A 12,105-nucleotide genomic window follows, 5' to 3' on the forward strand; every position below is an offset into this window, starting at 1 on the left:
CCGCGCTCCGGGCCGAAGGTGCGATCTGCTCCCCGCGCACGCGGGGGTGGACCCAGGTGCCGCGCCACGTCAGCCCACCACCCAGGCTGCTCCCCGCGCACGCGGGGATGGACCCGCTCCGTCGTGACGGAGATCCGGGCGGTGCCGCTGCTCCCCGCGCACGCGGGGATATGCCCGGGCTGGTCCTGGTGCTCCCGGTCACGGACGGATTCGGGGCCGGCGGCCGTGGTCCTGTCGTACGGACCTACTGGTACGAGTAGAACCCCGCGCCCGACTTGCGGCCCAGGCGGCCCGCCTCGACCATCCGCGCCAGCAGCGGCGGCGTCGCGTACAGCTGCTCCTTGTACTCGTCGTACATGGATTCGGCCACCGAGACGACCGTGTCCAGGCCGATGAGGTCCGCGAGCTTCAGGGGGCCCATCGGGTGTGCGCAGCCCAGCTCCATGCCGTTGTCGATGTCCTCGCGTGTCGCGATGCCCGATTCGAACATGCGGACCGCCGCCAGCAGGTACGGGATGAGCAGTGCGTTCACCACGAAGCCGGAGCGGTCCTGGGCCCGGATGGCGTGTTTGCCGAGTACGTCGCGGGCCAGCGACTCGGTGCGCTTCAGTGTCTCGTCGCTGGTGGTCAGGGCCGGGATCAGCTCGACGAGGCGCTGTACGGGGGCGGGGTTGAAGAAGTGCATCCCGATGACCTGCTCGGGGCGCGAGGTGGCGACGGCGAGCTTGACCAGGGGGATGGAGGAGGTGTTCGAGGCGAGGACGGCGTCCGGTCGGGTGACGACCTGGTCCAGCACTTGGAAGATTTCGGTCTTTACCTGCTCATTTTCCACCACCGCTTCGATCACCAGGTCGCTGTCTGCCAGCTCACCCAGATCGGTCGTGAAACTGAGCGCGGCCAGCGCCTCGTCCCGTTCCGACTCGCTCAGCTTGCCGCGCTCGGTGGCCTTGGCGAGCGAGTTGGTGACGCGGGTACGCCCCAGTTCGAGGGCGTCGCCGGTGGTCTCGGCGACGACGACCTGAAGCCCGGAGCGGGCACACACCTCGGCGATGCCCGAGCCCATCTGGCCGGATCCGACCACTCCGACGCGTTCGATGTCGGTCAATGTCACTCCTCGTCCCTCGTCCTGCCCTGTGGGCAACCCTTTCGGACCCCGACGTTACCCGCGTAGCGCATGGCTCTTGTCCCCGGGTGAGGCCGGGGGCGAGGATGTGCCGCAACTGACGAGTGGTTCAGACCACTTGGCTCAGTCGGATTCGTGCTCTCGGCGACACACGGAGGATCCAGATGGGGAGCAGCACTCCCGAAAGACCGCACCTCAGCCGGCGCCGGTTCGGCGCCGCGGCTGTGGGTGCCCTGTCCGCGGTGACCGTGGCGGGCGACGCGGTGGCGGCCACGGCCGGCGCGGCGGGGCGTCCGGACGGGTACGGGCACGGGCATGGCCGTCACCGGCAGATGCGCGGCTCGTGGGTGGCGACGGTGGCGAACATCGACTGGCCGGTCCGGCAGGGCCTGAGCGCCGCGGAGCAGCAGCGGCAGCTGCTGGCGCGGCTCGACGAGGCGGCGGACCGCAACCTGAACACCGTCGTCTTCCAGGCCCGCCCGACGGCGGACGCGATGTGGCCGTCCCGGTACGAGCCGTGGTCGGAGTGGCTCTCCGGGACCCAGGGCGTCGACCCCGGCTGGGATCCGCTGGGCTTCGCGGTGCGGGAGGCGCACCGGCGGGGGCTGGAACTGCACGCCTGGTTCAACCCCTACCGGGTGCGCAACGACGCGCACGCGGAGAAGCTGGTGCCGGACCACCCGGTGAACCGGCACCCCGAGTGGGCGGTCCCGTACGGCGGCAAGATCTACTACAACCCGGGCATCCCGGCGGTCCGCCGCTTCGTCCAGAAGTGCATCCTCGACGCCGTACGCCGCTACGACATCGACGCCGTGCACTTCGACGACTACTTCTACCCGTATCCGGTCGGGGGCGAGGAGTTCGCCGACGAGGAGACGTACCAGCGGTACGGCGGCGGTTTCGCGGACAAGGCCGACTGGCGGCGCAACAACATCGATCTGCTGATCGCGGAGCTGGGCCGGGCCATCAAGCGGACCAGGCGGAAGGTGCAGTTCGGCGTGAGCCCGTTCGCGATCTGGCGGAACGCGGCCACCGACCCCGAGGGCTCCGACACCCGGGCGGGTGTGGAGACGTACGACGACCTCTACGCGGACACCCGCAGGTGGGTGCGCGAGCGCTGGATCGACTACATCGTCCCGCAGGTGTACTGGAACATCGGCTTCGAGGTGGCCGACTACGCCAAGCTCGTGCCCTGGTGGAACGACGTGGTGGCGGGCACCGGCGTCAACCTCTACATCGGTGAGGCGCTGTACAAGGTCGGCGCCGCCGGCCAGCCCGAGGCGTGGTTCGACCCGGCGGAGCTGTCCCGGCACCTGTCGTTCTGCGAGGGCTACCCGGAGGTCCAGGGCAACATGTACTTCTCCGCGAAGCTGCTGCCGCAGGACCCGCTGGGCGCGGTCAGCCGGCTGGTCGCCGACCACTACGGCGAGCGGGTGCGGCCGCCGCGCTGCTAGCCGCGCGCGCCGCGCCGCGGCGTCAGCCCGGCCCGGGCTCCCGGTCCTGATGCCGGACCACGGAGTCCGGGCCCGGCGACATCACCGCCTCGTGCCCGTCGTCGTACCGCACCCGGTAAGGCGGCGCGCCGCCGGTGCCCAGGACCTCGACGATCTCCGCCGTCCGGTCCTGCTGCCCGACGACGCGACCGTGCACACACAGCTTGTCGCCCACCTCTGCCTGCATGGGGTCGACCTCCCTGTCCGGCTCGTCACGGAAAAGTTGGGTCCGTGACGGCCAGTCTAGGGTCGCGGGCCGCTCTTGGCTCCCCGGAGAATGCGGGTGTACGGGCCACCGGGCGCGTGCCAGGCTCGGCGCATGGATCACCTACCCGCCCCCTACGAGCTGTCCACCGACCCCGCCCGGCTCGACCGCGCGCTCGTCCACCACTGGCTGTCCACCGACGCCTACTGGGCGCTCGGCCGGGGTCGTGAGCAGCAGGACACCGCGATCGACAACTCGCTGAACTTCGGCGTCTACGCCCCGGCAGGCACCCCCGCCGGCCCCGCCGCCCCCGGCGGGCAGGTGGCGTACGCCCGCGTCGTCACCGACCGCGCCACCTTCGCCTGGCTCTGCGACGTCTACGTGGCCCGCGGCGCCCGCGGCGCCGGGATCGGCGGCGGGCTGGTCGCCGCCGTCCGCGACCACCTCGCCCCGTACCGGCTGCGCCGCGTCCTCCTGGCCACCGGCGACGCGCACGGCGTGTACGCGAGGTTCGGCTTCGAGCCCCTCGCCGATCCGACCCAGTGGATGGCTCTGGGCACAGCGTGATCGCGCTCCTACCATCGCCGCATGAACGTTCGTCTCACGCTGCTCGCCGCGGCCCGCAACTCGGCGCGGCTCGCGGAGCGCTTCGACGACGACCGGCCCCTGGACGCGGCGGGCTGGGGTGCGGCCGAACGTGCCGTTCCGGTGTTCTCCCCGCTCGCCGCCGCCGACCTGCGGTACTGCTCGCCCACCCAGCGGTCCCGCGAGACCGGCCGGGTGCTCGGCCTCGCGCCGCTGGTCCAGGTCGCGCTGCGCGACTGCGACATGGGCCGGTGGCGGGGGCGGACGCTGGAGGAGGTGATGATGACCGAGCCGCGCGACGTGGACGCGTGGCTCGCGGATCCGCACTCCGCGCCGCACGGCGGCGAGCCGCTGATCGCCTTCATCCAGCGGATAGGCGGCTGGCTGGACACCCGCCCGGTGGACGACGGCTGCCACGTGCTCGCCGTCACGGAGCCGTCGATCATCCGGGCCGCGCTGGTCTACGCGCTGCGGGCGCCGCCCGCGTCGTACTGGCACATCGACGTGATGCCGCTGTCGACCGTCGGCCTGACGGGCCGGCCGGGGCGGTGGAGTCTCCATGTCGACAGCTGGGTGTGAGCGCCGGTGCGGGTGGACGCGGGATCGTGGTGGGCGGATGATGTCGGGGCCATTGCCAACTCCCTACGGTTAAGTAAGTCTACTGCCAAGTAGGTTTTTTGTGGCACCGCGTGGGCGAGGAGCGATCATCGATGGGCTCGTACGACGTGATCGTCATCGGTTCCGGCTTCGGCGGCTCGGTGGCCGCCCTGCGGCTGACCGAGAAGGGATACAAGGTCGGCGTACTGGAGGCCGGGCGCAGGTTCACCCGCGATGAGCTGCCGAAGAACTCCTGGCGGCTGCGCGACTACCTGTGGGCCCCCTCCCTCGGCCTCTACGGCATCCAGCGCATCCACCTCCTCGGCAACGTCATGGTGCTCGCCGGCGCCGGCGTGGGCGGCGGCTCGCTCAACTACGCCAACACCCTCTACGTGCCGCCGCCCGCCTTCTTCCAGGACCCGCAGTGGGGCCGCATCACCGACTGGCAGGAGGAGCTGGCCCCGTACTACGACCAGGCGCGCCGGATGCTCGGCGTGCGGCAGAACCCCACGACCACCGCCCCGGACGAGTACCTGAAGGCCACCGCCGAACGCATGGGCGTCGGCGACACCTTCCGGCTCACCCCCGTCGGCGTCTTCTACGGCGACGGACACGACGCCGACGGCGCCGCGAAGGCCGCCCCCGGCGAGACCGTCCCCGACCCGTACTTCGGCGGCGCGGGGCCCGAGCGCACCGCCTGCCTGCAGTGCGGCTCGTGCATGACCGGCTGCCGCTGGGGCGCCAAGAACACCCTCATGGAGAACTACCTCCACCTCGCCGAGCGGCGCGGCGCCGTCATCCACCCGCTCACCACCGTCGTCGACGTCCACGAGGTCGCCGGCGGCGGCTACGAGGTGACCACCGTGCCGACGAACAGGCGCCGCCGCGGCGCACGCGAGGTGCTGCGCTGCGACCGCGTGGTGGTCGCGGCGGGCACGTACGGCACGCAGACCCTGCTGCACCGCATGCGGTCCGCCGGCCGGCTGCCGGGGCTCTCGCCGCGGCTCGGCGAGCTGACCCGCACGAACTCCGAGGCGCTGGTCGGCGCGGTGACCTTCCCGCGCACGTACCGCAAGAAGCACGGCGCGGACGAGCTGGACTTCACCAAGGGCGTGGCCATCACCTCCTCGATCCACCCCAACTCCACCACGCACATCGAGAACGTGCGCTACGGCAAGGGCTCCAACGCCATGGCGCTGCTGTGCGTCCCGCAGTACCGGGCCGAGGGCAGGCTCCCCAAGGCGCTGCGCGTGCTGGGCGCGTACCTGCGTCACCCGGTGCTGGTCGCGCGCACGGCCACCACCCACCGCTGGTCCGAGCGGACCATCATCGGCCTCGTCATGCAGACCCACGACAACTCCCTGACCACCCACCTGAAGGACAAGGGCCTCGGGAAGGGCCTGCTCACGGCCCGCCAGGGGCACGGCGCGCCCAACCCGGTGCACATCCCCGAGGGCGCGGAGGCGGCGCGGGTGCTCGCCGAGCAGATCGGCGGGGTGGCCGGGACGAACCTGGGCGAGCTGATGGGCAGGCCGCTGACCGCGCACTTCCTCGGCGGCTGCCCGATCGGTGAGGACGCGGAGCACGGCGTCATCGACCCGTACCACCGGCTGTACGGCCACCCGGGGATCTCCGTCGTGGACGGCTCGGCGGTCTCCGCGAACCTCGGCGTGAACCCGTCGCTGACGATCACGGCGCAGGCGGAGCGGGCGATGGCGCTGTGGCCCAACAAGGGCGAGGAGGACCCCCGCCCGGCCCAGGACCGCCCGTACACCCGCGTCCGCCCGGTCGCCCCGCGCGACCCGGCGGTGCCGGAGGGCGCGTTCGGCACACTGCTGCTGCCGATCCCGGAGGTCCCGCCGAAGAGCTGAGCCCGCGACCGCTCGGGCCGCGCGGCCCGCCGTCGGAGGTTCCGCCACGCATGCCACGCGGTGCCCTGCCCCGGCCCGCCCGTATCTCCTTTGCATAGCTCTGCCGTGGTACGTATAGTCATGCCGTGAGCGAGGAGGAGCGGATGACCGTGCGGGTGGCAGTGGCCGGGGCGAGCGGGTACGCGGGCGGGGAGCTGCTGCGGCTGCTGCTGGCGCACCCCGGGGTCGAGATCGGGGCGCTCACCGCCCACGCCAACGCCGGCAGGCTCCTCGGCGACATACAGCCGCACCTCGCGCCGCTCGCCGGCCGCGAGCTGGCCGGGACGGCGCCCGCCGCCCTCGCGGGGCACGACGTGGTGTTCCTCGCGCTGCCGCACGGGCAGTCCGCCGCCGTCGCCGCGGCCCTCGGCGACGACGTGCTCGTCGTCGACTGCGGCGCCGACCACCGGCTCGCCGACGCCGCCGCGTGGGAGCGGTTCTACGGCACACCGCACGCCGGCACCTGGCCCTACGGGCTGCCCGAGCTGCCCGGGCACCGCGACGCGCTCCTCGGGGTCCGGCGCATTGCGGTGCCCGGGTGCTACCCGACCGCCGTGTCCCTCGGCCTGTTCCCGGCGTACGCCGCCGGGCTCGCCGAGCCGGAGGCCGTCGTGGTCGCCGCCTCCGGCACCTCCGGCGCCGGCAAGGCGCTCAAGCCGCACCTGCTCGGCAGCGAGGTGATGGGCTCCATGAGCCCGTACGGCGTCGGGGGCGGGCACCGGCACACGCCGGAGATCAGCCAGAACCTCGCCGCCGTCGCGGGGGAGCCGGTCACGGTCTCCTTCACCCCGACCCTGGCCCCGATGCCCCGCGGCATCCTCGCGACCAGCACGGCGCGGGCCCGGCCGGGGACGACGGCGGAGGCGGTGCGCGCGGCGTACGAGAAGGCGTACCAGGGCGAGCCGTTCGTCCGGCTGCTGCCGCCCGGCCAGTGGCCGGCCACCGGCGCGGTCACCGGCTCCAACGCGGCGCTGCTCCAGGTCGCGTACGACGAGAACGCGCACCGCATCGTCGCGGTCAGCGCCATCGACAACCTCACCAAGGGCACCGCCGGCGGCGCGGTGCAGAGCATGAACATCGCCCTGGGGCTCCCCGAGGAGCTGGGGCTCTCCATGACGGGAGTGGCACCGTGAGCGTCGCACGCGCGGCTGCCCGGCCGGCCCCGCACAGCGAACCGCGCTCGCGCCGCGCGGGCGGAGAAGCGAACGAGGAGACACAGTGAGCGTCACGGCAGCGAAAGGGTTCACGGCGGCGGGCATCGCCGCCGGAATCAAGGAGAACGGCAACCCGGACCTGGCCCTCGTGGTCAACGAGGGGCCGCGACGCGCCGCCGCCGGCGTCTTCACCGCCAACCGGGTCAAGGCGGCCCCGGTCGTCTGGTCCGAGCAGGTGGTCAAGGGCGGCGAGGTGTCCGCGGTCGTCCTCAACTCCGGCGGCGCCAACGCCTGCACCGGCCCCCGCGGCTTCCAGGACACCCACGCCACCGCCGAGCGCGTCGCCGAGGTCCTCGGGCACAGCGCCGCGGAGGTCGCCGTGGCGTCCACCGGGCTGATCGGGACGCTGCTGCCGATGGACAAGCTGCTGCCCGGCGTCGGGCGGGCCGCGGCGGAGCTGTCCGCGCACGCCGGTGAGAAGGCCGCCATCGCCATCAAGACCACCGACACCGTGCACAAGACCGCGGAGGTCACCGCCGGGGTGGACGGCGCGTCCTGGACGGTCGGCGGCATGGCGAAGGGCGCCGGCATGCTGGCGCCGGGGCTGGCGACCATGCTCGTCGTCCTCACCACCGACGCCGACGTGCCCGCCGCCGGGCTGGACGCCGCGCTGCGCGCCGCGACCCGTACGACCTTCGACCGCCTCGACTCCGACGGCGCCATGTCCACCAACGACACCGTGCTGCTGCTGGCCTCCGGCGCCTCCGGGGTCCGGCCGGGCGAGGCGGAGTTCGCCGAGGCGGTACGGGCCGTCTGCGACGACCTCGGGCGGCAGCTCATCGCCGACGCCGAGGGCGCCAGCAAGGAGATCAAGGTCGAGGTCGTGAACGCCGCGTGCGAGGACGACGCCGTCGAGGTCGGCCGCTCCATCGCCCGCAACAACCTCCTCAAGTGCGCCGTCCACGGCGAGGACCCCAACTGGGGCCGCGTGCTCGCCGCGATCGGCACCACGTCCGCCGCCTTCGAGCCGGACCGGCTGAACGTCGCGATCAACGGCGTGTGGGTGTGCAAGGAGGGCTCGTTCGGCGAGGACCGCGCCCTGGTGGACATGCGCTTCCGCGAGGTGCACATCGTGGCGGACCTGGCGGCGGGTGATGCCGGCGCGGTGATCTGGACCAACGACCTGACCGCGGACTACGTCCACGAGAACAGCGCGTACAGCTCGTGACCGCCACCCCCGCGGCACCCGCGGCCCCGACCACCCCCACCCGCAAGCACACCGCCCTGCCCAAGGCGCAGATCCTCATCGAGGCGCTGCCGTGGCTGACCCGCCACCACGGCAAGGTCGTGGTGGTCAAGTTCGGCGGCAACGCCATGGTCGACGACGACCTGAAGCGCGCCTTCGCCCAGGACGTCGTCTTCCTCCGGCACGCCGGCCTGCGGCCCGTCGTCGTGCACGGCGGCGGCCCGCAGATCAGCGCGCAGCTCGACCGGCACGGCCTGGCCAGCGAGTTCCGCGCGGGGCTGCGGGTGACGACGCCGGAGGCGATGGACGTCGTACGGATGGTGCTCGCCGGCCGGGTGCAGCGCGAGCTGGTCGGGCTGCTCAACGAGCACGGCCCCTTCGCCGTCGGCCTGACCGGCGAGGACGCGCACACCATCACCGCCACCCGGCACCGCCCGCTGGTCGACGGCGCGCCGGTCGACATCGGCCGCGTCGGGGAGGTCAGCGCCATCGACACCGGCGCGATCGAGGCGCTGCTCGCCGACGGCCGCATCCCGGTCGTCTCCTCCGTCGCCCGCTCCGCCGACGAGACCGACGCGGCCGGCGAGGTCTTCAACGTCAACGCCGACACCGCGGCCGCCGCGCTGGCCGCCGCGCTCGGCGCGGAGACCCTGATGGTCCTCACCGACGTCGAGGGCCTGTACGAGAACTGGCCGGAGAGCGACGAGGTCATCAGCCGGCTCACCGCCGGCGAGCTGGAACTGCTGCTGCCCGGCCTGGCCAGCGGCATGGTCCCGAAGATGGAGGGCTGCCTGCACGCGGTGCGCCACGGCGTGCACACCGCGCGGGTCATCGACGGCCGGGTGCCGCACTCCATCCTGCTGGAGATCTTCACGGACGAGGGTATCGGCACGATGGTCGTGCCGGACGCGGAGGGGAGCGCGGCATGAGCGGCAACGCGGAGCTGACCGGGCGCTGGCAGGGCGCGCTCATGGACAACTACGGCACCCCCCGCCTGCCCCTGGTCCGCGGCGCGGGCGCGAAGCTGTGGGACGCCGACGGCAACGAGTACCTGGACTTCGTCGGCGGCATCGCCGTCACCTCCCTCGGCACCGCCCACCCGGCGGTCGTCGAGGCCGTCTCGGCGCAGATCGCCACGCTCGGCCACGTCTCCAACCTCTTCGTCGCCGAGCCGCCGGTGGCGCTCGCCGAGCGGCTGCTGGAGCTCGCCGGCCGGCCGGGCCGGGTGTACTTCGCCAACTCGGGCGCGGAGGCGGTGGAGGCGGCGTTCAAGATCGGCCGGCTGACGGGCCGTCCGCACATGGTGGCCACCGACGGCGGCTTCCACGGCCGCACCATGGGGGCCCTCGCGCTCACCGGGCAGCCCGGCAAGCAGCGGGGCTTCGGGCCGCTGCCGGGCGAGGTCACCCACGTGCCGTACGGGGACGCCGACGCGCTGCGCGCCGCCGTCACCGAGGACACGGCGCTGGTGATCGTCGAGCCGGTGCAGGGCGAGAACGGCGTGGTGGTGCCGCCGGAGGGCTACCTCGCCGCCGCCCGCGAGATCACCCGGGCGACGGGCACGCTGCTCGTCCTCGACGAGGTGCAGACGGGCGTGGGGCGTACGGGCCACTGGTTCGCCGCGCAGGCGCAGGGCGTGGAGGCGGACGTCGTCACCCTCGCCAAGGGCCTCGGCGGCGGGCTGCCGATCGGCGCCACGCTGGCCTTCGGGCCGGCCGCCGGCCTGCTCACCCCCGGGAAGCACGGCTCCACCTTCGGCGGCAACCCGGTCGCCTGCGCCGCCGCGCTGGCGGTGCTCGACGTGATCGAGGCCGAGGGGCTGCTGGAGCGGGTCAAGCGCGTGGGGGAGCGGCTCCAGGAGGGAATACGGGGCTTCGGGCACCCGCTCGTGGACCATGTGCGTGGCGCGGGGCTGCTGCTCGGTATGGTGCTCACCGGGGCCGTCGCACCTCAGGTGCAACAGGCGGCCCAGGCAGCGGGATTCCTGGTCAACGCGGTGGCGCCGGACGTGATCCGGCTCGCCCCGCCGCTGATCCTCGGCGAGGCGGAGGCGGACGCCCTGCTCGCCGCGCTGCCCGCCGTGCTCGACGCGGCGGATCCCGCCGTGGAGCCACGACGAGCCGGAGAGTGACGTGACGATGTCCGAGGAGCACAACGGTCCCGCCGTGCCGCACACGCGCACGGCACGCCACCGCAGGATCGTCGACATCCTGAACCGGCAGCCGGTCCGCTCGCAGAGCCAGCTCGCCAAGCTCCTCGCCGACGACGGCCTGACGGTGACGCAGGCGACCCTCTCCCGCGACCTCGACGAGCTGGGCGCGGTCAAGATCCGCAACACCGGCGGCGAGCTGATCTACGCCGTCCCCTCCGAGGGCGGCTTCCGCACCCCGCAGGTGCCGCTGGGGGAGTCGGCCAAGGAGGAGCGCATGGCCCGCCTCGCGGGGGAGCTGCTCATCTCCGCCGAGGCGTCGGCCAACATCGTCGTGCTCCGCACCCCTCCCGGCGCCGCGCAGTTCCTCGCGTCCGCGATCGACGCGGCGGAGCTGGCCGCGATCCTCGGCACCATCGCGGGCGACGACACCCTGATGGTCATCAGCCGCGACCCGTCGGGCGGCCGGTCGCTCGCCGACCACCTGCTGAAGCTGGCGGAGCGCGAGCGCTGACCGCGCCGTTCCGTACGCCCCCCGCGCCCCCCGGACGGCCCGGGATGGTGTTCAGTGGGTCCCCGGAGACGCGGGGAGGGGCGGATCATGACCTACGTGCTGCTGATCGGGGCGATCCTCAGCGAGGTGACGGCGACGGTCTCGCTGCGGCTGTCGGACGGCTTCTCCAGGCTGGTCCCGTCGATCGTGGTGGTCGTCGGCTACCTCAGCGCGTTCACGCTGCTCAGCATGGTGCTCAAGCGCGGCATGTCCATCGGGATCGCGTACGGGATCTGGGCGGCGGCCGGCGTCGCCCTGGTGGCGCTGGTCGGGGCGGCGTTCCTCGGCGACGGCCTGACGGGGGTGCAGGTCGGCGGGCTGGTGCTGGTCGCCGCCGGGGTGGTCGCGCTGGAGATGGGCGGGGCGCACTGAGCCCGGCGGCGCGCCCCGGGGCCGGAGCCGCCCCGCCGCCGCGGACGGCGGGGTACGGCGGGAGGGGTACGGCGATCTCCGGCGCCCGCGGCGGCGGGGTCACCGGCCGCGCGTCTCCCGCCACTCGTGGTCCAGCAGCGCCCACAGCTCCATGTCGTGCCGCTCGCCGGCCATCTCGAACAGGCTGCGCATCGTGCCCTCGTGGGTCATGCCCAGGCGCCGCGCCACCGCGATGCTCGCCTTGTTCGCGGGGTTGACCAGCCACTCGACGCGGGACAGGCCGCGTACGTCCACCGCCCAGTCGATCATCCGGCCGGCCGCCCGGGTGACCAGCCCGCGGCCCTGCGCCTCGGGCGCCAGCCAGGCGCCCAGCTCGCAGGAGCCCTGCTCGGTGTCGAAGAGCCGGTAGATCATGTTGCCGACCAGCTCGCCGTCCAGCCGGATGGCGAAGATCCGGCCGGCGTCGCGGGCCTGGCTGTCGGCGTACTTCTGCAGAAAGCGCCGGGCGCTCGCCTCGTCGTGGACCACGTACGTCCAGGGCAGCCACGGCTCCAGGTGCGCCCGGTGCCGGTCGGTGAACGCGGCGAGCTCGGCGGCCTGCCACGGCTCCATCGTGGTCAGCTCGGCGCCCTCGCCCAGGGGTGTGCTCAGCATCGGTGCGTCCCGTCTCCCGCGGCCCCGCGCGTCACCTCGGCGCGCGTCGTCACAGCCGTGGGGA

The 12,105-nt window shown here is 73.4% G+C and carries 13 protein-coding genes; 10 read left to right on the forward strand and 3 right to left on the reverse strand.

All coding sequences use genetic code 11. The features are described 5' to 3' along the window. Nucleotides 1-244 precede the first annotated feature (244 nt). On the reverse strand, nt 245-1,105 hold the full coding sequence (locus tag ACHZ99_RS27960; RefSeq protein ID WP_420307563.1) for a 3-hydroxybutyryl-CoA dehydrogenase: 861 nt from the start codon (nt 1,103-1,105) through the stop codon (nt 245-247). A 182-nt stretch (nt 1,106-1,287) separates the two neighbouring features. Here ACHZ99_RS27960 and ACHZ99_RS27965 point away from each other — a divergent pair, with 182 nt between their 5' ends. Further along, the gene (locus ACHZ99_RS27965) at nt 1,288-2,577 is read left to right on the forward strand and encodes a glycoside hydrolase family 10 protein (protein WP_420307564.1); all 1,290 of its coding nucleotides are present in this window, start codon (nt 1,288-1,290) and stop codon (nt 2,575-2,577) included. Nucleotides 2,578-2,599: 22 nt separating this feature from the next. Here the strand turns inward: ACHZ99_RS27965 and ACHZ99_RS27970 are convergent, their stop codons facing one another. Beyond that, entirely contained in the window at nt 2,600-2,803 is a 204-nt protein-coding gene (locus ACHZ99_RS27970; protein ID WP_420307565.1) for a DUF1918 domain-containing protein, read from the reverse strand. Between the two features lie 132 nt (nt 2,804-2,935). Between ACHZ99_RS27970 and ACHZ99_RS27975 the strand changes: the two genes are divergently transcribed. The 9 genes from ACHZ99_RS27975 (at nt 2,936) to ACHZ99_RS28015 (ending at nt 11,387) form a co-directional block, all read left to right on the forward strand. Then, nucleotides 2,936-3,388, forward strand: a complete 453-nt coding sequence (locus ACHZ99_RS27975) for a GNAT family N-acetyltransferase (protein ID WP_420307566.1) — start codon at nt 2,936-2,938, stop codon at nt 3,386-3,388. A gap of 21 nt (nt 3,389-3,409) precedes the next feature. Beyond that, on the forward strand, nt 3,410-3,985 hold the full coding sequence (locus tag ACHZ99_RS27980; protein ID WP_420307567.1) for a histidine phosphatase family protein: 576 nt from the start codon (nt 3,410-3,412) through the stop codon (nt 3,983-3,985). 131 nt (nt 3,986-4,116) lie between these two features. Continuing rightward, entirely contained in the window at nt 4,117-5,874 is a 1,758-nt protein-coding gene (locus tag ACHZ99_RS27985; protein WP_420307568.1) for an FAD-dependent oxidoreductase, read from the forward strand. A gap of 143 nt (nt 5,875-6,017) precedes the next feature. After that, a complete protein-coding gene (gene argC / locus ACHZ99_RS27990) occupies nt 6,018-7,046 on the forward strand; it encodes an N-acetyl-gamma-glutamyl-phosphate reductase (protein ID WP_420307773.1) in 1,029 nt (342 codons plus the stop codon). Between the two features lie 85 nt (nt 7,047-7,131). Next, on the forward strand, nt 7,132-8,295 hold the full coding sequence (argJ, locus tag ACHZ99_RS27995) for a bifunctional glutamate N-acetyltransferase/amino-acid acetyltransferase ArgJ (protein WP_420307569.1): 1,164 nt from the start codon (nt 7,132-7,134) through the stop codon (nt 8,293-8,295). Then, complete coding sequence (argB, locus tag ACHZ99_RS28000; protein ID WP_420307570.1) at nt 8,292-9,242, forward strand: acetylglutamate kinase; 951 nt, start codon at nt 8,292-8,294, stop codon at nt 9,240-9,242. The genes argJ and argB overlap by 4 nt, the downstream gene beginning before the upstream one ends. Next, on the forward strand, nt 9,239-10,444 hold the full coding sequence (locus ACHZ99_RS28005; protein ID WP_420307571.1) for an acetylornithine transaminase: 1,206 nt from the start codon (nt 9,239-9,241) through the stop codon (nt 10,442-10,444). Before argB ends, ACHZ99_RS28005 begins: the two co-directional genes overlap by 4 nt. Before the next feature lie 7 nt (nt 10,445-10,451). Next, a complete protein-coding gene (locus tag ACHZ99_RS28010; RefSeq protein WP_420307774.1) occupies nt 10,452-10,976 on the forward strand; it encodes an arginine repressor in 525 nt (174 codons plus the stop codon). 87 nt (nt 10,977-11,063) lie between these two features. Beyond that, complete coding sequence (locus ACHZ99_RS28015; RefSeq protein WP_420307572.1) at nt 11,064-11,387, forward strand: DMT family transporter; 324 nt, start codon at nt 11,064-11,066, stop codon at nt 11,385-11,387. A 99-nt stretch (nt 11,388-11,486) separates the two neighbouring features. Here the strand turns inward: ACHZ99_RS28015 and ACHZ99_RS28020 are convergent, their stop codons facing one another. Further along, the gene (locus tag ACHZ99_RS28020) at nt 11,487-12,041 is read right to left on the reverse strand and encodes a GNAT family N-acetyltransferase (protein ID WP_420307573.1); all 555 of its coding nucleotides are present in this window, start codon (nt 12,039-12,041) and stop codon (nt 11,487-11,489) included. Between the last annotated feature and the right edge of the window lie 64 nt (nt 12,042-12,105).

Origin of the sequence: Streptomyces sp. MAR4 CNX-425 (assembly GCF_048656465.1) — a bacterium.
In the GTDB taxonomy this organism is placed as follows: domain Bacteria; phylum Actinomycetota; class Actinomycetes; order Streptomycetales; family Streptomycetaceae; genus Streptomyces.